The following is a 24171-nucleotide window of genomic DNA, read 5'->3' as shown; positions in this document are numbered from 1 at the left end:
ACCCAGAACGTTGCTAACCAGACTGTCAAATTTGACTCCTTGCTCCATTGGAGCACAGCGTCAAGCGTCGCCTCTTAGGCTAGCGCGGCGGTGCATAAGCGCGTCCTGCCAGCAAAATTTCGGTCAGCAAAATTTCTGATTTTTTTTCAGTAGGCTCTTGAATCAGAAAATCCGTGAAACAAAATCATTCACCGCCAGCAGCTACGAACAGAGCTGGCTTTGCTGGGAGCGTCGCCTTTCGGCGCTTCCGTTCCCATGTTGCTTCAAGGAGGATATGGCTATGGCAACATCTTACGATTACGCACCCCTTTTCCGCTCGAGCATCGGCTTTGATCGGGTCTTCAACCTTCTCGAGAACGCTCAGCGTGCCCGGTCGATCAGCGACTGGCCGCCCTATGACATCGTCAAGACCGGCGACGACAGCTACCGGATCTCGATCGCAGTGGCCGGGTTTGCCCAGGATGATCTCGATATTACCTTCCAGTCGAACCTTTTGACCGTCACCGGCAAAAAGCAGGACACGGCCAATGATGGCTACCTGCATCGCGGAATTGCCGGTCGACCGTTCGAGCACCGCTTCGAACTTGCCGATCATGTCAGGGTTAACGCCGCGGGCCTGAACAATGGCCTTCTCTCGATCGAACTTGTCCGTGAGATCCCGGAGGCCTTGAAGCCGCGGAAGATTTCAATCCAGGGCTCGCAAGCTTTGTCGTCGTCGCGTCCCGCTCAGATTGAAGCCCAGCAGGCAGCCTAAGCTTTTCCGATAGACTGGGCGCCACTCGCCGTGGCGCCCGTCGACATTCCGAGTTGGAAAGGGGAAAAACATGAAAGCCGATATGTTCAGACAACCTGTTACCATCCTTGTGGGCTTAGGATTTCCGGCCGAAGTCTGTAGTGTAACGGATGCCTATCGTCATCTTTGCGAATGTCCTATGAGATTGAGGGATAGTGCTCACACCGTTGCGTTAACGGCCTGCAGCGCGGCAATGCGTGGCGAGATCGAGACCGAGACGGCTCGCGGCCTTTTCGCGGCTTTTGCTAAGAAACATGAGTTGCTAGCGCCGGAAATGACCGCCATCGCCGCGTCCCATCCGAGGCGAGATCGGGATCCGCATATTCGCTGAGAACGGGAGGCACTTGCGGGCTGCCAATGAAGCTATATCCATGGGGCCAAGGTCACGGTCCTTGAGCTTTACAGTCAGATCAACGTTGCCCACGCATCATCGCTTTCGGTCGATGATCGCTGCGCTATCCTGTGGGCGTGGGCGTGTCCCTCCGACACTGCCCGGCACGCCGGGGCTTTCTTGATCGATGCAGTGTAGGCGGCGTTGAGAGAGCTTGACCGCTCTTATTGGAGAGTATGGTGCGCGGTAGTTTACGATCCTTAACTGCTGTCGCCTCCAGCCAGCTTTTGCAACGTTGGGAGGTCGATGACACCATTTAGATCAGGCCTATCGACTGGTGTTTATGAGGTGAATGCCTTCTCAAGGTCAACGACAACCGATGCCGTCATTTTATCCGAGGGCTGGCCAAAAGCAGCTTACAAATTGACCGCACCTGTTGCGTTCACGGCTATAGTTGTCGGGTTCGCGTAGTGTTGTATCGATCGGACGAGCGCTTCCTAGCGCATCAGGGTGTGCTGTTTTTGGCGATTTGGATTCATGTCGACCAATGTCGTCCGACCCAAGAGCCTGAAGCAGGACCCGCGATACCGAACAGAACGGTCGTCGAAGCAGAGCTATCGTGCGAGGCTGCCTCGGTGCAACTTTTGCAGTCAACGAAGTGTGCGATCGACTTCCGGTCTATAACGACTGACGTTGATGTCAAGTGGGACTCGGCTCGCGGTCAAGGCAATAAAGGTGATGCTGCAACCCAGAAAATGACCGGTATATTTCTCGATGTGAGGCGGCAGACGACGAACCAGCTAGCATACAAGACGAGCCTTCGTTTAAAAAGGCGACTGGCGCTAACCACAGGCCTGACAATGATGACATTTCGTTCGACAGAGGCAAAGTGCCCGGCAGCGCTGCGCGGCCCTGACCGTTTGAAGAGCGCAGCAGTTGGCTAGCTCCACCGTCGTGCTTGGACGCATTTGCGTCGTGGTACCGCGAATGGCCTCAAGGGAAAAGGCGTCTACGAGTCTCCCGATGATGGTTCATGCGCTGGCGGGGAATTTCCTCGAGTATGTGGGATTGTCGAACGACACCGGCTTATTCGATATTTCTGGCGCTGGTCGACAACGATGTCGAGTACGTTTGGAACGAAAACGGCGGTAAGTGCGTGCGGGCACAAAATCTGTCAGAAGGCTACCGCAGCAAGTAATCGCACGGCAAGGTTGCAAGAGGACTGAGCGCGGCCAACAATCGCGGTTAGTTGGAGGGCGTTGTCTTGGCTGCTATGAAAGACCGTGGTTTACTGCCGCAAGCAGTGTAACACGCTCCGAATTGAAGGCGCTACCGCTGAAGTATGGATACCGGCATATTGACGGTCACAACGAGGCCGTCGGCCAAAAAGTCTCGCGCGATCCTTCCCATAGATATAGCGTTTATACCTACGGTCAATTACGCACTAAACATAAGGCAGATATCGGAGAGTATACCTTTTTCCGTAGTGAAAGGTGGTGCGATCATCAAAGCTTGCTCGGCTCATCCACACGAAGCAGTCACGGCTAAGGCGTTGCTGGACGTTGAAAGAGCGAGACCGGTGCTCGAGCAGGCTGCAGACAATGATCTGCGGCCTGGTCAAATTTTGTTAATTGGCTCCGCAGACATTCTCGCACTCCCGACGAGTTCCGACCGTTTGGGAGGGCGGATGGAAGTCGTTACCTTGTTGCCCCTAGGTAAGTCCGAAGTTTGACGCAACCAGTCGAACTTCCTTGATTCCGCTTTTTCCGGAGCGGTCATAGCCCCTCGCAATCCAACCGTCGGAAACGACCTGATCGAGTGAGTGCTCATCGGTTGATATCTTGAGGTGGTCGGTCGTGGCGATCCCCGCCGTCGATCCGCATGGGCTAGAGAATACACACGCGCCCTCGTTGAACGAGATGTGCGCGAGATTGTCGACGTCGAACGCCTGGATCAAATGCCGCAGCTTCGTCGGGCGCTCGCGCGCCATTCGGGACAGTTGCTCAATTTCACCCAACTGGCCGGGGAGGTCGGCATCGATGACAAGACCGCCCGGCGATATATCGGACTATTCGAACAGTTGTTCCTCTTTCGGTGCATGGAGCCCCGGTTTCGAAACCCGTTGAAGCGTCTTGTTAAAACACAGGAGCTTCTGTTTCTCAATGGCGGTCTTTTAGCTGCGCTTGTCGGATTAACAATCGATCGAATTTCACGTGACCGAGGACTATTTGGTCCATTGCTGGAGACGCTTGTCGCCGGGTAAATCCTCCGGCTTGCAACCTGGAGCGAAGTCCAATCAGCCATCACTATCGGGATAAGCATCAGGACGAAGTAGATATCGTTCCTGAAGACGAAGCTGGTAATCTGGTTGGACTCGAAGTCAAGGCCGCGGCAACGGTACCCGCAACAGATTTTAAAGGCTTACGCAAAGTAGCCGTGGCCACAGGCGCGCCTTCAAGGCGGGCTGGCGCTGCATGACGCCGACAAGATCCTGCCATTTGGTGACAATCTTGCGGCGATACCGCTATCTTGTCTCTGGGGGCGATTAGGGTAAAGGGCGGGAATTAAGCTCGATTCCCATCAAGGCGGAGAACTGTCAATAACTTGCCGATTTCCCGATATTTAATTCCCCACATAGTTTCGTGGCAGCCACCGCTTAGGATGGAATATTTTTCGACGACCGGAAATCCGTCGTTCTCCTTGCAAATATCCGGCACACCTTAGCTAGCATCAAACCGAACGCGAGCGCCCTGGATGTTCTCCTTGTTGCTGTTCGCCCACGTCACGAGTGCCATGACTGGCGCCAGAAGGGTCCGTCCTACCTCAGTCAATTCATAGTCCACGCGCGGTGGGATAGTGGGAAACAATGTGCGCTTTACCAACCCGTCGCGTTCCAGGCCGCGCAAGTTGATGGTCAGCATCCGTTGCGATATTCCGTCGATCTGACGCCGCAGTTCATTAAACCGGACGGGTCCATTTCTCAGCGTCGCGATGATGTAGAGCGTCCATTTGTCGCCGACGAGGTCGAGGATTTCCCGAACGACCTGGCAGTCGTCCCCTTCGCCGGGGGTAGGAAGATCAGTGTTACTGAGTGTCATAAGTGTGCCTTCTTGCAAGGTTTGGCGCAGTCACCTTAATAGTGTCGGTAACAAAAATGTACCACAGGGTTCACGTTGCAGCAAAGCCGCCTGAATGCGAGGCGATTGTTGAGGCTGACAGCAAGCACCCAGGATCGAAGAGGACCTGTCATGACGACTAAGAAAACGATCGCGATATTCGGCGCCGGTGTGGGACTTGGCGCCTCTCTTGCCGCGCGGTTCGGTCGAGAAGGTTATCGCGTTGCTCTCGTGGCGCGATGTGCCGAACCGTTAGAGAAGCGCGTGGCCGAACTGGCCGAGAAAGGGATAGAAGCTGCCGCGTTCCCTGCGGATCTGACAGATCTATCAGGGATCCCCGCGCTCATTCGCTCGATTGAGGAGCGTTTCGGATCGATCGACGTTGCGGTCTATTCGCCGGTCCCTTCGAACGCTGGTTTTGTTTCGGCAGTCGATCTCGATAGCGCCAAGCTGCAGTCGATGACGCCGATCTTCACCTATGCGCCGATCGAGGTGTCGCATGCGCTGCTACCTGGCATGCTGGCGCGTGAGGATGGCGCGATTGTCCTCGTCACCGGCCTCACGGCCATCGTCAACGTGCCCGGTGTTAGCGGTGTCGGCCCGGCTATGGCGGCGGCACGCAACTACATCCTCACGCTCAATGCCGAGGTGGCCGGTAAGGGCGTGTTCGCGGGGTCCGTGAGTATCGGCGCAATGATCGAGCGCTCGACCGGAATGCGCATTGCCACCGCCGGTGGCGCAACCCTCGATCCGAGGCTTCCGAGGATCGATCCCGATGTCATTGCGGAGGAGATCCGGAATCTCGTCGTCCAACGCGACCGGGTCGAGGTGATCCTGCCCGCGTCGCGGCAGTCCTGATCGACTTGTGGCATGGGCGGTTTCTTCGGCTTCGACCTGTTGGACGGCCCGCGCAGGAAGAACCTCATTTTGAAGCGCGTGCGCTCATAGTGGTGCCGGAGATGCACGCTCAACGGACCGAAGGATAACAGATGCTGCAAATCGATCTTTACACCGAAATCACCTGTCCCTGGTGCATCATCGGTCATCATCGCCTAGACAAGGTCCTGGCGGAACGGTTCCCTGAGCTGGACGTGGATATCCGCCAGCACCCGGTCCTGCTGCTTCCAGATGCGCCGGCGGAAGGGCTCTACATTCCCGATCTTCTCCTCAAGCGCTATGGCGTGACCAACCCGAAGGCATCGTTCGCCCGGCCTGAAGCAGAGGCGCGGGCGTCGGGCCTGGATCTTGACCTGAGCCGCCAGCCCTGGACTTACAGGACGCAGGCAGCGCATGGGTTGATCCTCGCGGCGCAAGCACGCGGAACCCAGCACAAGCTCGCGGTCGCGATCACCGATGCCCATTTCCTGGAAGCGAAGAATATCTCGGATGCCGACGTCCTCGCGGATATTGTCGTTGCCCATGGGTTTGAACGAGAAGAAGCCAGGGCGATAGCACTTGATCCTGTACAGCACAGACGCGTCGAGCAGGAGGCGGCCCGATCAATGGCTGGTGGCATCAGTTCGGTTCCTCACTTCGTCTTCGGCGGTCGCATCGCCATCAACGGGGGACGCAGCGAAGACGAAATTGAAACGGCGATCCGTGAGGCTGCGAGCATCATGCCAGCCGCCTAGCTGTGACGACACCGTCTCGTTGATCTCGCCAGTCTTATCAGGTCGCCGGGCCGGCTTTGCCCCTGTGAACTCCCGGGCAGGGGTGTCGTGTTGAATGCGGAACGCCATGTCCGGGGAAGTCGGCCCCGCCTGACCTGTCGGGTCGCTTTGATCAGGCTCCTGCGGCTTCCCTTGTTCCGGTCCTGACGTGACGAGAATTCCCGCGTTCGTGACCTTCGGTCACAAGCGCGGCTTTGAAGGGGCGGCAGATGTATCCAGCCATACATCCAACTCCTTGCGCGACATCGGGCGTGCGAACAGGTAGCCCTGGAAGTGGTCGCAGCCAAGTTGGATCAACAGTTCGCGCTGGTCAGGCGTCTCGACGCCTTCGGCCAAGGCGCACATGCCCATGACATGTGATATCTCAATGATCTTGCCTAGAAGCTGCTGCGCGCTTTCTTGCCTTGTAGCCTCGATCAGGAACTGCCGATCGATTTTCAGCTTGCCGACGGGGAGCGTGCGCAACGTCGCCAACGAGGAGTAGCCCGTGCCAAAGTCGTCAAGCGCCCAAGAGGTGCCACTGGATGCCAGCGCCTCCATCCGCTCGATCACGGTCGCCGTATCGGTAGCCAGTGCAGACTCGGTGAGCTCGAACTCCAGCAAGGACGGTTCGATGCCCGCCTCACGAATGATTGTAGAAACCGAATGCACCAACGAGGGATCCTGCATCTGCACAGGACTGATGTTCACCGCTATGCGAAGTGCTTGCGTGCGTGGGTCGGCAGACCAGTGGCTCAGAGTCTCACAAGCTTGGCGAAGCACCTCCAACCCGATCTCGCAGATCAGATTGCTCTCCTCCGCGAGATCGATGAAGGCGTCGGGTGACAACAACCTGCCGGACGGATGCCGCCAGCGAACGAGCGCCTCAGCACCACTGACGATGTCGTGATCACGTACCTGCGGCTGATAATAGACCTCGATCTCACCATTACGAACGGCCCGGCTCAACTCGCGCTCTAACCGTAGGCGCTTTCCGCTATCGATGCGGTTGATGGCGAAGAGCGTGGCGAGCAGCAGCATCGACGTCGTCGTATTCAGCTTGGCACCCCAGGCCCGCACCTCCAGTGGCGGCGAGACATTGGGTGCGAGCGGATCCAGCGCACCCATCGCGAACGCAGCAAATGCGGCAATGCAAAGCAGCGGGAAGATCAGCGCTCCGTAGCGCTCGCGTCGCTCGAAGGTAAAAGCCGCACCAGCGGCGAGTGGCAGAAGAAAAAGGTGGGCCGATCGTGGAACCCAGGCCATAGGTGCGTCGATCACCGCGATGGCACAGACGACGGCAAAAACCCCGTGCGCAACGAGAAGAAGCGACGAGCTGTCGCTTCGCCTGCTGCGATGGAGCGCCAGCATGCCTACGCCCGTCAATCCGATGAAGACCACCGACAGCTCGTAACGACCAAAAAAGACATAGCAGAGCGTCCAGGCCAGCCCGAGACTGATGCAGGCCACGCCCGCAAGCTTCAAAATGACCGCTACCTTCTGTCTTCGCGGCTCGCTCTGCAATCTCATTCGAAGCGGGCGCAAGTCCGCCGGTATCTCACCGCCTGCTAATCTCACCATTCGTCGAGTTACCTTTTGTTTCGATTCGAAGGTGATATCTTCAACCGTGATGGGACCCATCAGGAAACTAGACGCCCAACGGGTAGGATCCGCAACCCCAACTAATGGATTTCTTCTATGCGACGGGTTGCTGATCAATTCAGGGCTAACAAATACCTCTGCTACATTGGAAAATTTCATCTAATCAGGAGGTGGCGCTCCCTAAGTTTGGTACTTTCTAAACTCGCGATGGCGGGCGCCGCAGGGAGGCGCTCCTCGTGTTTCCTGTGGTGAGATCGAACGCGCGCAAGATAGCTTCCTGCCCCATGGTCGGATAATCGGTGTTATCCTTGCAGTGTTGGTCGGGGCCGTAACGACGAGTTAGGTGCTCAGCGAGACCAGGGACGTTCCCTCGTATACGTGCCGAAGAAAAAGACATTGCATCCAAGCCGCCGAGCAAAGAGCTTAGGCAGCGGCCGCTGAAACGATCTCGGGCGTGAAGCGCGGTGCCCAAGCGTGGTATCGCGTCCACTCTTGAAAGCTGTGTCGCAAGGGGAGCATGGAATGGACACCCCTGTCTGCGGCCGAAACCATATTCGAAGGCGACACAGTCTCATCGCACCGGGATTGCGCGGTAAGAACTGAACACTCGCGCCCGTCCCGCCGGGGCGCATGTCTTCGGATACAAGCCGCGCGCTGGATGATCATTCGGCCTTTCGTGGAGGGCGGTGATCTGCTGAGCGTGATCGCAAGCGCGGAACGACACGGGACGCGAGGTTAGCCCCACCTGTCTAAACGCTTCCGCTCCCCCCTGCATGACCCCGACGAGCCAGCCGATGAAGACTCTCAGTTAGGGGACCTGGCACCGCTGGGCCGGACAGACAAGATGCATTGGGTCGCTCTGCGGACGTGTATTCAGGCAGAAGTCTGACGAGCATGCCGGCCGATTTGCTGTTGGCTTGCGTTGGCTCATCAGGCGACGGGCGTGCCGGTTGCATCGAATTGGTCGAGTTTCCTGCCGAAGATGCGATCCCGGTTCTCTGGAATCATCGAGCAAGGTGTAGGGGAAGATAGGCGCCGGCGCGCTGACCGTTCCGAGACGTTCAATCTGCTCAGCCAACAGATGAATCTTCGTTGCTGCAGGATTGCCGTCAGGCTGTTGCACAGTGCACGGCCCGATAGAGGGCAGCACGGCCTTGGCTGCGACCCAGGCGATCGCGATTTCGCCGGGCGTCACACCGACCTCGTCGGCGATCGCGATCACGGCGTCGCGGGTGGCGGTACGCTGATCTGGATTTTCCGCCTGGAACACCTTGCCGCCGAAACCCTCGCAGCGGCCTTTTTCGCCGTTGCGGTACTCGCCCGTCAGCATTCCGCCGCCGAGCGGCGACCAGCCGACGACACCAAGGCCGAGAGCTTCAGCCATTGGCGAAAGCTTGTATTCGGTGGTGCGCTCAACTAGGCTATGCTCGACTTGAAGACCCGCGATCGGGATGGCGCCGTGCAGCTCGGCGATAGTGGCGACGCGCCGCGCGCCAGGCAGGGAAATCGGAAAGGCCGGCATAGAGGATCTTGCCGGCGCGCACCAGTAGTTGAACCCGCGCACGATTTCGTCGATCGGTGTGACGCCGTCGGCATTGTGCACCCAATAGAGACCGAGGCGGTCGGTCGTCAGACGCTTGAGGCTTGCTTCGACGGAAGCGACAATGGCAAGGCAGCTGTTTCCGGTTGCAAGCAGGCCCCCTCGCGGACTGGCGCTGCGGGCAAATTTTGATGCCAGGACAAAGTCGTCACGCCGGCCGCCGAGCAGATCACCGAGAATTTCCACCGATTGGCCGAACTGATAGCTGTCTGCCGTGTCGAGGAACTAGCCGCCCCGGTCGTTTGTGCGGAGCATCGCCAGGGATTGGGGAAGCTAGTTCGATGCGGAGTTACACTATTGCACCATGTTCACTGTGCAGCCGCCTTTTCGATCACGGACACGACGATATCGGAGTGAGACAAGAAAACGATGTGGCTGGATCCGGGCACTTCTGTGACGTGGGTGCCGGCGCGCTTTGGCCAATACGAGCGAAGCCGCACATATCTGCGCGGCCGCTCCCGGCGGCCGTCGTTATGATGTCTCAACGACCCCAGAGCAAACGTCTGATATCAGCAACGCCATATGGCTTTGCGCCGATTACCCGCGGCTCATCGATCGCGATGAAGTGACATACACCCCGCCGGCTCTGAGGGACATGAAGCGGGAACGCGAAAAGGCCGCCGCAATCGAGAACCTGGGACGGTACTGAAGTACCGGTCAACGGTTTGCTGACCATCGGCCCCGCCGTGATCTGTGCCGGCAACATCGCCACGGTATCGGCGACGAGCTGCACCTTTGAGCTTTAGCATTTCCTTTTGGGCGACCAGCACGACCTGATTGCATTCATTGATGGATTTGACCGCGTCAGCGCCGAAGACAGATACATTCTTTCAAACGAATTCGGCGACGGCAGACAGCTTCTGCAAGCTCCGCCTGAGGCGGCATACGGGTCGCGATTTCCGGATTTGCGATCATTGGTAAGATTTAAAACTGCTCTGTACTGAAGAGGTGCGTTGGGAATTCGTAAGCTCAACTCGGTATCGGCGTCAGCCGTTCGAGCGCTCCGCGGAATCGACGACTGCCTTTGATTGTCTGCCCATTCTCAAGAGTAACTGCGAATTCCTTACCATCAATTGAGTGGACGGCGCGAACGTGCCCGACGTTGATTATGCGTGAGCGATGAATGCGCAGGAAGCCAAGTGAAGAAAGTTGCGCTTCCCAGGCACCTAGCGTGCCGCGAAGCATATAGGACCGGCCGCGGGTGTTCAGCTGTACATAGTTTCCTGCGGCCTCGACCCAGCAAATCTCCCGTGGGTAGACGAATATCCGATGGGCGCCCTCGCGTACCTCAAAGCCTTCCGTCGCCTTTGAGTTGTTAGCACTGCCGCGCCGCGTCTTTATGTGCTGCAGAGCATAGAAGATGGCAGCCCAAACAGCATAGGTCAAAGCGTCTTTTCGCCATTCGTAAATGAGTTCGCGGGCCAGGTCGCCCGGCATATTCAATTGGGCGAACTGATAGGCAGATCCAAAGCTTGTATAGGCCAGCTTTCGCAAAACAACCATCCCTACGACATGGGCAAGCGAAAAGGGGAGAGTGAATCCTGCGTGAACAGCGAATTGAGTGAGGCGAGCCTTTGCCTTCATCGGGAAAACGGCCAGTGCTAGAATGGTTAGCGGCGCTAGCAACAGCATAATGAGTGCGCTTGAGACCTCCCATACAACTGGCTCCCAACTATTGATGGTGCGGTGCATCCGGGCAGCTTCCAACAACGTCGACGTAGCGTTAACAGGGATGGTAGCAACGATGCCGACGGCTATGATGATGATCAGCTTGGTGTTTGGTTCCGACTTCGCCCGAAGGACAAGACGACCTCCGATCACGCCGAGCCGGCCGCTGATCCCCAGTGCTTTTTCTACAATGCCTGTCATCTTGCCTCGCCCTCCGCCCACGGCATAGCGTCCAAATATGACCTATACCGCCGAACCTTTGTCGCCGAACCTAACTGGGCCGCCAGTTGTCCTCAAGTCGAGAGATGTCGCGATCGACTATCTGCGATCGACGCTAACGGTCATGGTCGTGGCTCATCACAGTGCGCTTGCCTACACCACCTTTGCTCACCTCGATACGGCCCATTATCTGCGATCGACCGCGCCTATCGTCGACGAGATGCGTTGGATCTTCTTGGATTACGCCGAGAACTTCAACGACGTATTCTTCATGTCTCTAATGTTCTTCGTTTCCGGCTTGTTTGTCTGGCCATCGCTACAGCGAGGAGGTGCCGCGGCATTTCTGAAGAACCGTTTGCTTAGGCTGGGCGCGCCGTTCGTGGTGGTGGCACTTACGCTGATGCCGGTAGCCTACTATTCTTCCTGGGAGATAACGGGGCATGAGGCAGGCTTTACCAACTATTGGCGCCAGAACATCGTCACGGACCGCATCACCCCAGGGCCACTCTGGTTTGTCTGGGTATTGTTGTTGTTTGACATCATCATCGCCGTAGTCTTTCTCGCGAGACCAGGCCGTGGCATGTCTTTGATGTCGAAAGAGACATGCTTGGAACGTCGCCCGCTGCTTGCCGCGGCGGCGATGCTTCTCGCATGCGGCGTGGTCTATTTTCCAGCCTTGAGGGTGTTTGGTTTCGGAGGCTGGTCCATATTCCTAGTTCGACCGTTCTACTTTCAGACCTGTCGTTTCGGCTTATACCTGTTGTGGTTTCTGGCTGGAGTCTGGATTGGAAGAGACGGCGTGGACCGTGGGCTGCTCGCGCCCAGTGGCGCGTTGGCGCGCCATTGGGCCTTGTGGGTTTTGGGTTGCGTCATAGCCTACAATCTTTTGGTGATCGTACCTCGCATTTCAATCGCAGCTCCCCTGTCGACCCCACAACGCGGAGCGCTCGAAGCTATTCTCTGGGTGGTCAGTTGTGTCACGAGCTGCTTTGGCTTTCTCGCGCTTTTCAGGGGGGTAGTTAGCAAGCCTCGTCCTTGGATAGACAACCTAACGCGTTGCGCCTACGGCATCTATCTGGTCCATTACCTGTTTGTATTGTGGTGCCAATGGCTGCTTCTCGGTCAGAGCTTACCGGCGGGCGGCAAATTCCTGATAACCTTCATCGTGGCCTTGGCCCTGAGTTGGACGAGCGCGAGAATTATGCTGCTTTCTCCCGTAACGCGAAAGGTGCTGTAATGCCCAAAGCGACTTCTGAGCACATCGTCGTTTCAGTATATCTATGCCCTTTATTGGTCAGGGCCGCATAAGAAAGGTCCCGCTTTCGGATTTCTCATGGGCGAGCCGACACCGAAAAGGGGGATTAGGCAGACCACAGTCTACCGAAGAAGGTCGCTTGCTAGATTGAGCGTGCGACCGCCGTATAAACCCTCCGGAAGCCTCCGTGTGCTGAAAACACGTCGATATTTCAGGCGAAATCTCGCTAACCAAAACCTCTAGAATGCCGCCCTCACGCAAACGACGGACATAATCATAGCCCACGCAGCACCAAAGACTCTGCGAGTCATGGAATGAAGAGTATCGGAGAAATCAGCATCGCGCCGCCACGGGCGGGATTTCGGGTATTCTCGCCACGCTTAGGGCGAACATAGGGCAGCCGCAGAAGCCTCAGCGTTAGCGCCCGAACGGGAGGTGGGACCGGCTGCATCGGCCGTGCGTTCCTGGGGATCTATCGGAGGAAGCTGCGCATGGCGTCGGTTGCCGCCCATCCGCTCATATTCCATCAGGCAGCGGAGGGCCACAGCCTCGCTCGGGGCGTCGATGTGGCGGTTACCGATTGGTATCAGGACACGTCTTGATGAAAGCCACACCTTCATGACGTCGGCGATTCTCCAAATCGCTACGATGATTACGCCCGGCCAGGACATGTGAAGAAGCCGAAGAATCTCGATCGCGCTCATGGTGCAAATCATACCCGCCAATGGTTGTCGCCCAATATTGACCCAGTAGGAGAGGCGTTCAATGCGAACCCAGAGTTTTCAGTCTTTTTGAGTACTTTCAATCTTTTTAACGGAGTTAAATGGTTTAGGCGTGCGAGCGATGCAAGAAAATTCTCACCCAAAGGGTGGGTCACTCCAAAACAAGGAGCCGTTCGCTAAGGCGCGGTCGGTTGCAATAGCGGCAACGACGGTAGAGGTCTCTCATGGAGTGCCAAACGGGTTCCGAGCCCGTATCCACCGGGCATGCCGAATGGCCGGAAGACCCCTCGAGGGAAAAGGGGGCGAAGCCCCTTGCCCCCTAAACGCCCGACGGGATGCTGCATCTTGGCAGAAAACCGCAACCTTTTGTCTAAGATTTGTGCTGTAGACTTGCGGCCCAGCACGGTTTCGCAAGAAGCGATTCCGGTTCACGTCCGGGGTATCGCGCGATGGATGGCAAACATCGTGGAAACTCTCCCTATGTTTCGGAGATCGATTATCGCATGCTAATCAGCCAAGGCACTGCACGCAGCGAGCGCATCAACCTCCAGCTTGCCTGTTCGCTCGCAGGTATTGCAGGTGCTTTGAACGCCGCAGCCTTTTATGCTGTGGGCTTCTTTTCCGGCAATATGACAGGAAATGTCTCAAGCCTGTCAGATAACCTGGCAACCTTGCATTGGCTGCGGGCGGGTTTCTATTTCGCCATTGTCGTGACGTTCGTGGCTGGTTCGACGTTGTCATCGTTGCTGATCAACGCCGGACGACGCAGGGCTATCGAAGCTATCTATGCCTACAGCATCCTTGCGGAGGCCATTTTGCTGGTGCCTTTGGGAGCGGTTGATTTATGGCTCAATGTCGACTGGCGCTCCTCTTTGGAGATCCTGGGGCTCGCCTTTCTGATGGGCCTGCAAAACGCGACGGTTACCCGGTTGTCGGACGCCCGGGTGCGGACGACCCATGTCTCTGGCATGGCAACCGATATCGGCGTCGAGCTAGGCATGTTGGTTGACATCTGCCGCGGCCGGGAAAGCCAAGCCCTTGCAGCGGACAATAGGAGCAAGCTAGCTCTCCATCTCGGAACGATCAGCGCTTTTCTCGTAGGAGGCATCGCTGGCGTTACGGCTTACCGGGTTATCGGCGGATATCTATTGTTGATCTGCGCTCTTGTACTTCTGGCGATCTCACTCACCGGAATCCGTCACGCAAGAACGTTAACGACCACGGCATCGCGCCGTGGCTGGCGGCGCGGGGGACCGTAATCGGGAGTTTCTGGACCAATGCTGACGCCATTCGTTGGGAGACAAATGGAGCGGCAAACAACGCAGTGGAGCGACAGGCCGATTACCGTCCAAGCTCCGATGGGCATTGGATGGATCGTCGGCCCGACATTGGCCATGGACTACCTTCTTAGTCATTGGCCGCCGAACCGGGATGACGATGCCCTCCAGGCCGCCATTATCGATGCGTTGGACGGACGAAGTATGCCGGAGGAAGCCCGAAAGGCCTTGGTTGACGCCCTACGGAAAGCTGGCATCACTTATTGCGATTGACCGACCTCATAGATTGAACCCCCCAAGCGGGTTCATCTATGAGAATGCGCATACACTTTACATTATCGCTTGCAGACCAGTATCTGCATCGCGGTTAAAATCAGATAAACATCTCAATGAATTATCGTCGTCTTGATGGGCGGCAATGAGTCTCGAGCGCCATCCACCACAGGTTTCAAGGCTTGCCATTGCGGAAAATCCGCTTGCTCAACGCGGGCCTTGATGATCGCAAGCTGCCGAGATATCTCCGGCATTGCGTATCGCCCAAAGCCGATCGAGGCATTTCAGAACGATCGTGCTGGCGGGACGGCCCCGATGCTCCATATCGTCAATAAGCGGTCGGGTGTAGTGCCACAATAGCCACGAGCCTTGCGACAATTTGCTTCTGCCCCTCGATTTCGACCTGTATCCGATCAATCGCCAGCAACAGATCGTCATCCGACAATCTCTTGTACTTCGGCATTAGGCGCGCCCTCGCTATGTATGGGGGAGGATAGTAACGTGCTCAGAAAAGATCGCCAATCGGTTGCAGAGAGGTCTTCAATCAAAAATGCGCGACATCGCTAAAATGTCACAAATTTGAAAGTCAAGATCCGCCAATCAGGCTACCATCGCACACCCCGTTGATCGCCACGTCAGACGCCATATCCGGCTTCTCCGTATTCAAGCTAACCTGTCGCAAGGAGACTTGGGCAGAAGCGTCAGCCTCAGCTGCCGGCAAATGCAGAAATACGAGACGGGCAAGAACCGCGTCAGTGCCTCGATGCTCTATGAGATTGCAGACTTCCTCCAAAGTTTCACCGGCATCGCTTTTTTGATGGTCTGTCGGAACCGGATCATTGCGATCTTTGCCATCCTGGCCGACGGGCGGGAACCGCCGGACAGTCAACTACCCGTAGCCTGACGACAGGAATTGATAGTTCACGCGCGGCGAGTCTAATATGGCTCTTGCACCCTATCGGGGCACACCTCAGCCCGTTCCGGCGACATGCCCTGTTGCCGCTTGCCACGGGTAGTGGCAGTACAGGTGTGTCGGGTTCGGCGTCGTGTATCGACACTGCATTTCTGGCCGCCGCCGCCCGCGGCGCCGAACGCAGCGCCGAGCATGAGCCCGAGAAACGCCTGGCTTGCCGCATCATTTCGGGGCGGAACCGATTTGTGCCCGCCGCTAGGGACACGACCAACGAGACGGTCGCTCGATCCGGGCCGCGAGTGACCATAGCGGGAGCTGCGCACCGGCTTAAGATTTACGTCAACCGGCGCAGGTTCGCGCGTAACGGCAACCGATGCGGTCTTTTATCGGGTGATGCCGGGCCTTCACGGGGTTGGCACTCACCGAAACCACCGCCGCCGCGACCGGCGGAAAGGTTGGCCGCGCACCGGTGGCATAGCCCTGAATCGGGGTCATCAAGCTCAAGCCAAGAACTGCGTAGCGCTGGATGTGTAAGCGCGCTAGTTTAACCGTTACCAGCTGCGTCAGTATTGCTGACGTGACGCAGCCATTTCTGGACATATAGCTGAGCCTGGCACAAGCCCGTCCAAACCGTGGCTCTCCCTGGCTTAACGATGAAGAGCGTCATCAATCGTGTCGGCCTTACCCTTCGTGCGGTTCATCAATGGTTAGAGCCACGTGATGAACCACTTCAACTCCAACGATGCGGATGTCACTGCCGCCGGCGAAGTGAAGAATAATCTAACATCGCTGGCCAGATTTACTTTGTTACCGAGCGGTTCTTGAAGATTCGCGACGTATGTTCCCACCGCCGCTATCAACGGACAGAGATAACGAGGACCACTATGGATCGAGAAATCATCGTGCCCGAAGAGATGCAGGAGACCGTCAGCCGAGCCGGCTATGTGCCGGCGGTTAAGTCGGAGGCACTGTTTACGCCGTTGGCCAAGTAGGGCGGACAAAGGATCCATCCACGGACGGTTAAAAACGAGGTGTTTCCGAAGAGATCTATGCTTGGGCTCGGATAGTATCTCTGAGCTCGCATATCCACGGCTCCTCGCTGAGGTAAAATGTGTTGCCGTAAAGGGATGATGGAACCTATGTCTCGCGAAAGGATGTTTCCACGCTTAGGAGCTTGTTCGCTCTCATCACTGGTTCGCCAGAAGCACGGCGGCCTTGAGCGCGCGAGAATAGGGGTGGTTCGGATTGTCCAGCACGGACCGGGCCGGCCCTTCTTCGACTATCTCGCCCTTTCTCATGATGATAATGCGGTCGCTGATGTAATAGGCGGTCGCCAGATCATGGGTGATGTAGATGATCGACAACCCGAGCTCCCTTTTCAGCTGACCGAAGAGATTGACGATCGCCATTCTCAGCGAAGCGTCGACCATGGAGACAGGTTCGTCGGCCACGAGCAAGCGTGGCTGCGGAATGAGTGCCCGCGCGATGGCGGTTCGCTGCAGCTGGCCGCCCGATAGTTCATGTGGGAAGCGACCCTTTATCTCGGCAAGCGTCAGACCGATATGGGCAAGTGCCTCGTCGGCCATGCGCTCGACATCGGTCCGGTTTGGCCGCGCGGCATCAGGCGCAAAACTTTTCGCTGTTTCAAAGAGATATCGGTCGACCCTCTTAAGCGGATTGAACGCCTCGAACGGGTTCTGAAGAACCGGCTGCACCTCGCGCATGAAGGCACGACGCTCGGATCGTCCATGGATGGCAACGGGTTTGCCGCGAAAGGTCAACTGCCCTGATGTCGGCGCCGTCTGGCCGAGGATCATCGACGCAATGGTGGATTTTCCAGAGCCGGACTCGCCGACAATGGAAAGGATTTCCGGCTCGTCTCCCAAACTCAGGCTGACATCGTTCACCGCCACGATCTGGCGACGGCTGAGCATCCCGCCCTGTCGGAAGATTTTGCTGACATTCGAAAGGGAAAGAAGGTCACTCATGGCGCGCCTCCCGTCACTGCAAAACAGGCAACACGACGATCCGGCTCGACGGCCACCATGGGCGGCGCTTCGCGACTGCAGATATCCATGCGCTTCGGACAGCGCGGGTGAAAGCGGCACCCTTCCGGCGGCATGGCAAGATTGGGCGGCCTGCCTTCGAGCGAAGGCCGCGTCGAGGCATCGCCGATCCGCGGCAGGCTTGAGACCAGATGCTGCGTATAGGGATGGAACGGCAGTTGAAAGAGTTTGCGCGTCGGCGCCTCCTCGACCAATCGGCCGGCATAGACGATGCCGATGCGATCGGAGACGGCGGCATGAACGCCCATGTCATGGGTGACGAACAGGAAAGACGAGCCCATCTCGCGCTGTATCTCGCGGATCATCGACAGCACATCCCGCTGGACGATGACATCGAGCGCCGTCGTCGGCTCGTCGGCGATGATGAATTCCGGCGTCAGGATGGTGGCGAGCGCGATCGTCATGCGCTGTCGCATGCCGCCGGACAATTCATGCGGATAGGCATCGAGGAGATGCGCGTCGAGCTTCAGCCGCTGGAGATGGGCGCCAACCCGGTCGAAGAAGGTAGCCCGGTCGGCCTTCATGTGGCGGAAGGCAAAATCCGTGAACGAATGACGGATGCGCCGTACGGGATTAAGCACGTTCATCGATCCCTGCATGATATAGGACAGATGCCGCCAGCGAAGCGCCGCGCGCTGCTCAGGCGTCATCGCGTAAATATCTTGAGTCCCGCCGTTGAAATGAAACTTCACGGCACCGGAGACGACGCGAAGCGGCGGCCGGATGGCGCCGGCGATCGTCTTGATCAAGGTCGTCTTGCCGCTGCTCGATTCACCCGCAACACCGTAGATCTCGCCACGGCCGATCGACAGGCTGACATCATCCACCGCCCGCACTTCGCGATCGATGCCGTAAAGGAAGGCCCGATAATAGGCCTTGAGGTTGTTGACCTCGACGACAGCCTCCATACCCTCAGCCTCCCATCCGGTTCAAACGACTGCGGGGGTCGTTGTATTCGTTCATCGACATCGACAGCAGGAAGAGCGCCATGAACAGCACCACGATGGCTGCCACCGGCGCCGCTACCCACCACCATGTTCCGGCGATCAGCGCTGAATGGGCGTTCGCCCAATAGATCATCATGCCCATGGTCGGTGTCTCGATATCGGTGAAACCGAGCACCGAGAGCGTGATCTCCATGCCGATCGACCAGATCATGTTGTTCATCGTCGTGGCAAAGACGATCGGCAGCACATAGGGCAGATGCTCCTGAACGAGGATCTTGCGCATGCTCATGCCGGAATAGACGCTTTGCGTGGTGAAAGGCCGCGTCTTGAGACTGATCGCCACCGAACGGATCAGGCGCGCATCATAGGACCAGCCGAGCGAGGCCATGACGACGATGAGCACCGTCCAGGTCATTTCGTCCTTCAGCACGAAATAGAACAGGATCAGCACCGGAAACTGCGGAATGACCATGATGCTGTCGTTGATCGCCATCAGGACACGATCGACAACCCCTCCGGCGTAACCGGCGACGAGCCCCACGGCCAGCGATATGATACGGGACAGGAAGGCGACGCCGATGCCGAAATAAAGCGTGTTGCGGAGTGCGGTCGTCAGTTGCCAGAACACATCCTGGCCACGTGATGTCGTGCCCAGCCAATATTCCCCATCCGGCGGCATATCCGGCGGCAGCAGATAAAGATCAGAAGGGCCGTAGGGCGAGAAGTAGGACAGGATCACCAGCCCGACGATGACGGCGAGCAGCAGGAGACCGAAGAGGAATTCCATGTTCTGGCGAGCAAGGTCGCGAACGATCGTCAGCATGGCCTACTCCACCTTGATGCGCGGGTCGATCAGAGGACCCAGTATGTCGATGATGAAGACCGCGGCGGCGACGCCGACAATCGATAGCGCGCTCAGCCCCAAGACAAGGCTGTAGTCGCCGGCATGCACTGCCGAAATCAGGAGATTGCCAATACCGGGATAGCCGAAGACGATTTCGGTGATGACGGTGCCGTTGAAGACGGCGCCGAGCGACATGGCAAGACCGGTGAACTGCGGCACCATGGCATTGCGGGCGATGTAGGAGCGCAGGATCTTGCGCTTCGGCACGCCGCCGAGTTCGGCGAAGACAACATATTCCTCGGTGATGATATTGGAGACGAGCGCGCGCATGCCGATCAGCCAGCCACCCGTTCCGACAAGGATCAGGGATAGCGCCGGGAGGATGGAGTGCCGCAGGATATCGAGCACCAGTGTAAGCGAGAGATTGAGATTGGTATTCATCTCATAACCGCCATTGATCGGCAGGATCGGCCAGATGTAGCCAAAGAGAATGATGAGAACGAAGGCCAGGATGTAATAGGGGATCGGCTGCATGGCGATAAAGACGAGGCTGACGGCCTTCAACACCATGCTCTTGCGATAATATCCGGCGAGCGCGCCAATCATGTTGCCGAGCAGGAATGTGATGATGACGGAAACGGTCATCAGGCCGATCGTCCAAGGCAGGGCCCTTGCGATGATGGCGGAAACCGGCGTCGGAAATGCCGAGAGCGACGGCCCGAGATCGCCGGTCGCAAGGCGTCCCCAGAAATGCAAATACTGCTGCCAGATGGAGCCCTCGAGACCGTAGAGTTCCCTCAGCGACTGGCGCATCAGCTCGACTGCACGCGGATCGGACTGGCCCATCTGCTGGATGGCGCCGATGCTTTCCGCAACCGGATCGATCGGCGTCATATGGGTGATGAAGAACGTCGCGGAAATGCCGAGGAAGACAACGAGCAGAAACTGGCCAAATCGTTTCAATACGAAAACTGGATAGGACGTCATGCCGCCGTCTTCCTCGCTGCTTGCTCTTCAACATCAATTCAAAAGATTCGCCGGACGTGCCTAGTGTCCGGCGAAAGGTGCCTGATGCGGCAATCGCCACATCAGGGTCGGGAGAAATCAAGGCTGGGCCGGCTTCAGCTTGACCATCATCAACCGGGAATTCGCCCAATTGGGAACGGGGTCCGTATAGGGGTCTGATATGGTCGGATAGCCTTTCCAGTAGGTCGTATCCATCGAGGTGAAGACGTTATAGGACATCAGAGGAATGGTCGGCATCTGCTGTGCCACCAGCTTCAGATAGTCCTTGCCGAGTTCGATGCCCTTCGGATCATCCGCGCTGATGCGACGGATGTTTTCGATGATCTTGTCGAGATCCGGATTGGACCAGCGCTGCCAGTTGCGCGGCGCCTGGTTCTCGCCTTTCTTGGCGACGAATTCGGAATGCCAGCTGTCGAGGAAGAAGGACAGATCGGGATCGCCGCCCCAGGTCTCGACGCTCCAGGCGATAGCGACCTGGTAGTCACCCGGCTGCAAGCCCACTTGCCAGACATTCGTGGAAGGCGCTGCCTTGGAGTCGATCCCGAAGGCTGCCCATTGCTGGGCGATCAGAGTGCCCGCACGAGTAAAGACGGAGCGAGTGTCGCCTTCGACCGTCAGGCGGATCTTGAAAGGCTGGCCCTCGGGCGTCATCCATTTGCCGCCCACCTTCTTGAAGCCGGCCTTTTCCAGGAGCTCGGCCGCGGCCTGCGGATCGGGCTTCCACCAGCCATAGCCGAAGGCACTGCTGATCGCTGCCGGATCGGTCGGGATCTGATCCTTGTACTTCGGCTGCTTGCGCAGGATATCGGCGATCTGCTGGCCGATCGTCGGATCGTAAGGCTTGATTTTGCGCTTGCCGGTATCGATCTCGAAATTCTTCAGCCAATCCTGCATTGGTGCCTGGTAATCGGTCATCGCGATTGCCGTCGGCGGAACGCCGAGTGCAGATAGCGTGGCTGCGCCGCGATAGCTTGCCATGTCGACGGCCTTGATATCGATAAGCAAAGCCAGCGCCCAGCGTACATCCGGATTCTGGAACAGCGGGTCCTGCGTATTGAAGATCACGGCCGGCAGCGTCGGATCGGGATGAGCGAAGGGGAAGCCGGGGAACCAGCTTTCGACCGTCTTCGACTTTTCCTTCAGCGTGAACATGCCTTCGGGCGTGTTGTCGTGAATGATATCGAGATTGTGTTCGAGCTGCGCGATTGTGCGCTTATCCGGCGGACCGGGATCGACATAGCTCACATATTTCGGAGCCGGCTCACCGAAGCGCGCAAGCGAGGTGCGCTGCCAGTCGTCGCGCTTTTCCCAGGTGTACCATTTGCCCTGCGGGTCGAAGGCCTTCAGCTTGTAGGCGCCGAGCGAAACGGGATTGGCGAAATCATAGCGAACCGGATCGGCGACCTTCTCGAAAACATGCTTCGGCATGATCCAGGCGCCGTTCCAGCGAACGGTGAAAATCGAGTGGAAGCGCGAATTCGGCTTCTTCAGTTTGAAGACGACGGTGTAGGGGTCCGGAGCCTCAACGCTTGCGACTTGCACCGAAAAGGCCGCACTCCAGTTCATGCCCGGATGGTCCATCTGCGTCTTGACGGTGTAGACCACATCATCGGCGGTGAATTCGACGCCGTCGCTCCAGTAGATGCCCTTGCGCAGCTTCACCGTCATCTGGGTGAAATCGGCATTATATTGCGGCTTGTCGGCCGCTAGCGAATTGTCCCAGGCAGAATCGCCCAGACCCTTTTCCGGATCGATGTACCAGAGCGTATCCATGGTCAGCTGCTGGAGGCCGGTCGAAACGCCACCGCCGCCGTTGACCCAGATGTTGAACCAACCCGGATTCTTGATCGTTCCCTCCGGGTTCTCGACGATCAAAGTCTCCTTGCGAGGCAAGGCGGTATAATCCTGAGCCTGGGCAGCCGCGATGAGGCCGAACGTGGCCAGTGCGACACCGAAGGCAAGCTTCTTCCACTGCTGCATGATCTCCTCCCATTTTTGTCGATTGCGCAGCGCACCCAGGCAAAGGGGAGCAAACCGCGACTTTCACCCTCTTCCCCGGCTGACCACGCGAGCCTTGCGCGGCGATCCGGGTCTGCAACGGGCCGGCAGTCGCCTCCTCGCGACCTCTCGACCGTCTTCCCTGCCGGGCGCATATCGGCCCGGCCGCCAGCATCACACCGCCAGTCGGATCACCGTGTAGGAGAGCGGCTTCAACGTTGCGCGCAGCCGCCCATCCTCGATCTTGGCGTCGCCGGTTTGAGTCGGGACGACAGCATTCGGCTGGGCTGCCGTGTTGACCGCCCGCAGATCGCCGTGGACCATCTCGTGCTGTTCGACCATGCGGGCGCCCGCAAAGCCTTCAAGGCGGGTATCAAGATCGAGCGAACTGTCCGGATGGCGGTTGACGGCGAACAATGTCACCATCTTGCCCAGCTCATCGTGAACTGCCGACACGTCCAGATAAGGCACATCATCCGCCTCGTCGCTGTCATAGGTCGGGCCGTCGGTAACGAGACGCAGCGCGTAGCCGCGACCATATTTCGACGCGAAATAAAGCGGATAGTAGATGGTCTGGCGCCATGCCGGGCCGCCATCTTCCGTCATGATCGGCGCGATCACGTTGACGAGCTGGGCGATGCAGGCAATGCGCACGCGATCGGAACGGCGAATGAACGTGTTGAGAATGCCGCCGACCTGCAGCACGTCTTCGAAGTTATAGACATCCTCAAGTAGATGCGGCGCATCCGGCCATTCGTTGCGAGCAAGGATATCCCTGTCCTGCTGGTTGGAGTGATACCAGACATTCCACTCATCGAAGGAAATGCCGATCGTCTTCTTAGACCGCTTCTTCGCCTTGATATAATCGATCACGCCGCCGATGGTGACGATGTAGCGATCGAGCTTCTCGGCCTTGGCGAGATAGTTCAGAGTATTTCGCTCGCGATTGGCGAAATACATATGCAGCGAGATGTGATCGGCGCTGTCATAGCATTGGTCGAGAACTTGCGCTTCCCAATCCGGATAGGTCTTCATATCGGAATTGGATGAGCCGCAGACGATCAGTTCGAGCGACTTGTCGAAACCGCGCATGGCCTTGGCAGTCTCGTCTGCTAGGCGTCCATATTCATAGGCAGACTTGTGACCGACCTGCCAGGGGCCATCCATTTCATTGCCGAGGCACCAAAGCTTCACGTCATGCGGATCGGACCAGCCGTGCTTGCGGCGCAGATCCGACCAGTAGGTGCCGCCTGGATGATTGCAATATTCAAGGAAGTTTCTGGCCGCATCCAGCCCGCGCGAGCCGAGGTTGACGGCGAGCATCGGCTTGGTATTGGCCTTTTTGCACCAATCAACGAATTCGTTGACGCCTATTTGGTTGCTTTCGCGGGTGCGCCAGGCGAGATCAAGCCGGACGGGACGCTCCGAGCGCGGGCCGACACCGTCTTCCCAATTGTAAGCCGATACGAAGTTGCCACCGGGGTAGCGGCAATACGGCGTGTCGAGGGCACGGACGAGATCTATTACGTCTCTACGAAATCCATCCTCATCGGCAGTCGGATGCCCTGGCTCGTAAATGCCGCCGTAAATCGCCCTCCCGAGATGTTCGAGAAACGAACTGTAAAGTCTTGGATCGATGCTTGCGATGCGGAAATCTCGATGAACGATAGCGTTCGCTTTCAACACAGCCTCCCAATATATATCATAATTGTTGTTATATTATCCTTATCTTGATGGCAAAAAGCGGGGATGTCAATGAAATCACGCTGGGACGCTCGCGGCGACTAGCTAATAAAAACGCAAATGATTACAATATTTTAAGATAAGATATGCGAAAATGCGAGAAAGACAGGGATTCGCTATGAAATCAAG

17 protein-coding genes and 1 pseudogene are annotated in these 24171 nt (G+C 57.5%); 8 read left to right on the top strand and 10 right to left on the bottom strand.

Annotation, left to right across the window (positions count from 1 at the left end; translation table 11 throughout):
- Window positions 1–280 precede the first annotated feature (280 nt).
- The 3 genes from HGP17_RS11870 to HGP17_RS33680 all read left to right on the top strand — a co-directional run bounded on the left by HGP17_RS11870 (window position 281) and on the right by HGP17_RS33680 (window position 3387).
- Window positions 281–754 carry an Hsp20 family protein gene (locus HGP17_RS11870; protein WP_168809024.1) on the top strand — a complete coding sequence of 158 codons (474 nt, stop codon included), beginning with the start codon at window positions 281–283 and terminating at the stop codon, window positions 752–754.
- Window positions 755–824: 70 nt separating this feature from the next.
- Window positions 825–1124 (top strand): DUF982 domain-containing protein, encoded by a 300-nt coding sequence (locus HGP17_RS11865; RefSeq protein ID WP_168809022.1) that lies wholly within the window; start codon window positions 825–827, stop codon window positions 1122–1124.
- 1921 nt (window positions 1125–3045) lie between these two features.
- Window positions 3046–3387 (top strand): DUF4143 domain-containing protein, encoded by a 342-nt coding sequence (locus HGP17_RS33680; RefSeq protein ID WP_348648921.1) that lies wholly within the window; start codon window positions 3046–3048, stop codon window positions 3385–3387.
- 457 nt (window positions 3388–3844) lie between these two features.
- On the opposite strand, the gene HGP17_RS11855 is transcribed toward HGP17_RS33680, so the two are convergent.
- A complete protein-coding gene (locus HGP17_RS11855) occupies window positions 3845–4222 on the bottom strand; it encodes a helix-turn-helix domain-containing protein (RefSeq protein ID WP_168809020.1) in 378 nt (125 codons plus the stop codon).
- A 150-nt stretch (window positions 4223–4372) separates the two neighbouring features.
- On the opposite strand from HGP17_RS11855, the gene HGP17_RS11850 reads away from it, so the two are divergent.
- On the top strand, window positions 4373–5098 hold the full coding sequence (locus HGP17_RS11850) for an SDR family NAD(P)-dependent oxidoreductase (RefSeq protein WP_168809018.1): 726 nt from the start codon (window positions 4373–4375) through the stop codon (window positions 5096–5098).
- Window positions 5099–5229: 131 nt separating this feature from the next.
- On the top strand, window positions 5230–5871 hold the full coding sequence (locus HGP17_RS11845; RefSeq protein ID WP_168809016.1) for a DsbA family protein: 642 nt from the start codon (window positions 5230–5232) through the stop codon (window positions 5869–5871).
- Window positions 5872–6090: 219 nt separating this feature from the next.
- Here the strand turns inward: HGP17_RS11845 and HGP17_RS11840 are convergent, their stop codons facing one another.
- The 3 genes and pseudogenes from HGP17_RS11840 to HGP17_RS11830 all read right to left on the bottom strand — a co-directional run bounded on the left by HGP17_RS11840 (window position 6091) and on the right by HGP17_RS11830 (window position 10960).
- On the bottom strand, window positions 6091–7530 hold the full coding sequence (locus HGP17_RS11840; RefSeq protein ID WP_246704033.1) for an EAL domain-containing protein: 1440 nt from the start codon (window positions 7528–7530) through the stop codon (window positions 6091–6093).
- Window positions 7531–8299: 769 nt separating this feature from the next.
- A pseudogene (locus tag HGP17_RS11835) lies at window positions 8300–9304 on the bottom strand (aldo/keto reductase); the annotation flags it as partial.
- Window positions 9305–10060: 756 nt separating this feature from the next.
- Complete coding sequence (locus tag HGP17_RS11830; protein WP_168809014.1) at window positions 10061–10960, bottom strand: LytTR family DNA-binding domain-containing protein; 900 nt, start codon at window positions 10958–10960, stop codon at window positions 10061–10063.
- A 37-nt stretch (window positions 10961–10997) separates the two neighbouring features.
- Here HGP17_RS11830 and HGP17_RS11825 point away from each other — a divergent pair, with 37 nt between their 5' ends.
- From HGP17_RS11825 to HGP17_RS33675, 3 genes are all read left to right on the top strand, one after another.
- Window positions 10998–12215, top strand: a complete 1218-nt coding sequence (locus tag HGP17_RS11825) for an acyltransferase (RefSeq protein WP_168809013.1) — start codon at window positions 10998–11000, stop codon at window positions 12213–12215.
- 1189 nt (window positions 12216–13404) lie between these two features.
- Window positions 13405–14214 (top strand): YoaK family protein, encoded by an 810-nt coding sequence (locus HGP17_RS11820; protein WP_246704032.1) that lies wholly within the window; start codon window positions 13405–13407, stop codon window positions 14212–14214.
- A 979-nt stretch (window positions 14215–15193) separates the two neighbouring features.
- Window positions 15194–15409 carry a hypothetical protein gene (locus tag HGP17_RS33675; protein WP_348648920.1) on the top strand — a complete coding sequence of 72 codons (216 nt, stop codon included), beginning with the start codon at window positions 15194–15196 and terminating at the stop codon, window positions 15407–15409.
- A 1196-nt stretch (window positions 15410–16605) separates the two neighbouring features.
- Here HGP17_RS33675 and HGP17_RS11800 read toward each other — a convergent pair.
- The 6 genes from HGP17_RS11800 to HGP17_RS11775 all read right to left on the bottom strand — a co-directional run bounded on the left by HGP17_RS11800 (window position 16606) and on the right by HGP17_RS11775 (window position 23982).
- Window positions 16606–17406: an ABC transporter ATP-binding protein gene (locus HGP17_RS11800; RefSeq protein WP_168809011.1), complete on the bottom strand. Its 801-nt coding sequence runs from the start codon at window positions 17404–17406 to the stop codon at window positions 16606–16608.
- On the bottom strand, window positions 17403–18392 hold the full coding sequence (locus HGP17_RS11795) for an ABC transporter ATP-binding protein (RefSeq protein ID WP_168809010.1): 990 nt from the start codon (window positions 18390–18392) through the stop codon (window positions 17403–17405). The genes HGP17_RS11800 and HGP17_RS11795 overlap by 4 nt, the downstream gene beginning before the upstream one ends.
- A gap of 4 nt (window positions 18393–18396) precedes the next feature.
- Window positions 18397–19254 (bottom strand): ABC transporter permease, encoded by an 858-nt coding sequence (locus HGP17_RS11790; protein ID WP_168809009.1) that lies wholly within the window; start codon window positions 19252–19254, stop codon window positions 18397–18399.
- 3 nt (window positions 19255–19257) lie between these two features.
- A complete protein-coding gene (locus tag HGP17_RS11785; protein WP_168809008.1) occupies window positions 19258–20262 on the bottom strand; it encodes an ABC transporter permease in 1005 nt (334 codons plus the stop codon).
- A gap of 117 nt (window positions 20263–20379) precedes the next feature.
- Complete coding sequence (locus HGP17_RS11780) at window positions 20380–22281, bottom strand: ABC transporter substrate-binding protein (protein WP_168809006.1); 1902 nt, start codon at window positions 22279–22281, stop codon at window positions 20380–20382.
- Window positions 22282–22473: 192 nt separating this feature from the next.
- On the bottom strand, window positions 22474–23982 hold the full coding sequence (locus HGP17_RS11775) for an alpha-N-arabinofuranosidase (protein ID WP_168809004.1): 1509 nt from the start codon (window positions 23980–23982) through the stop codon (window positions 22474–22476).
- Window positions 23983–24171 lie beyond the last annotated feature (189 nt).

The sequence above is a fragment of the Rhizobium sp. P38BS-XIX genome (assembly GCF_012641435.1).
Taxonomy (GTDB): domain Bacteria; phylum Pseudomonadota; class Alphaproteobacteria; order Rhizobiales; family Rhizobiaceae; genus Rhizobium.
This window is presented reverse-complemented; position numbering and strand designations above follow the sequence as displayed.

What these genes read in the sequence shown, in the direction of transcription:
- HGP17_RS11845 (WP_168809016.1), top strand. Translation starts at nt 5,230, where the DNA reads ATGCTGCAAATCGATCTTTACACCGAAATCACCTGTCCCTGGTGCATC.
- HGP17_RS11840 (WP_246704033.1), bottom strand. Translation starts at nt 7,530, where the DNA reads ATGGGTCCCATCACGGTTGAAGATATCACCTTCGAATCGAAACAAAAG.
- HGP17_RS11785 (WP_168809008.1), bottom strand. Translation starts at nt 20,262, where the DNA reads ATGACGTCCTATCCAGTTTTCGTATTGAAACGATTTGGCCAGTTTCTG.
- HGP17_RS11850 (WP_168809018.1), top strand. Translation starts at nt 4,373, where the DNA reads ATGACGACTAAGAAAACGATCGCGATATTCGGCGCCGGTGTGGGACTT.
- HGP17_RS11855 (WP_168809020.1), bottom strand. Translation starts at nt 4,222, where the DNA reads ATGACACTCAGTAACACTGATCTTCCTACCCCCGGCGAAGGGGACGAC.
- HGP17_RS11795 (WP_168809010.1), bottom strand. Translation starts at nt 18,392, where the DNA reads ATGGAGGCTGTCGTCGAGGTCAACAACCTCAAGGCCTATTATCGGGCC.
- HGP17_RS11820 (WP_246704032.1), top strand. Translation starts at nt 13,405, where the DNA reads ATGGATGGCAAACATCGTGGAAACTCTCCCTATGTTTCGGAGATCGAT.
- HGP17_RS11865 (WP_168809022.1), top strand. Translation starts at nt 825, where the DNA reads ATGAAAGCCGATATGTTCAGACAACCTGTTACCATCCTTGTGGGCTTA.
- HGP17_RS11830 (WP_168809014.1), bottom strand. Translation starts at nt 10,960, where the DNA reads ATGACAGGCATTGTAGAAAAAGCACTGGGGATCAGCGGCCGGCTCGGC.
- HGP17_RS11800 (WP_168809011.1), bottom strand. Translation starts at nt 17,406, where the DNA reads ATGAGTGACCTTCTTTCCCTTTCGAATGTCAGCAAAATCTTCCGACAG.
- HGP17_RS11870 (WP_168809024.1), top strand. Translation starts at nt 281, where the DNA reads ATGGCAACATCTTACGATTACGCACCCCTTTTCCGCTCGAGCATCGGC.
- HGP17_RS11780 (WP_168809006.1), bottom strand. Translation starts at nt 22,281, where the DNA reads ATGCAGCAGTGGAAGAAGCTTGCCTTCGGTGTCGCACTGGCCACGTTC.
- HGP17_RS11790 (WP_168809009.1), bottom strand. Translation starts at nt 19,254, where the DNA reads ATGCTGACGATCGTTCGCGACCTTGCTCGCCAGAACATGGAATTCCTC.
- HGP17_RS11825 (WP_168809013.1), top strand. Translation starts at nt 10,998, where the DNA reads ATGACCTATACCGCCGAACCTTTGTCGCCGAACCTAACTGGGCCGCCA.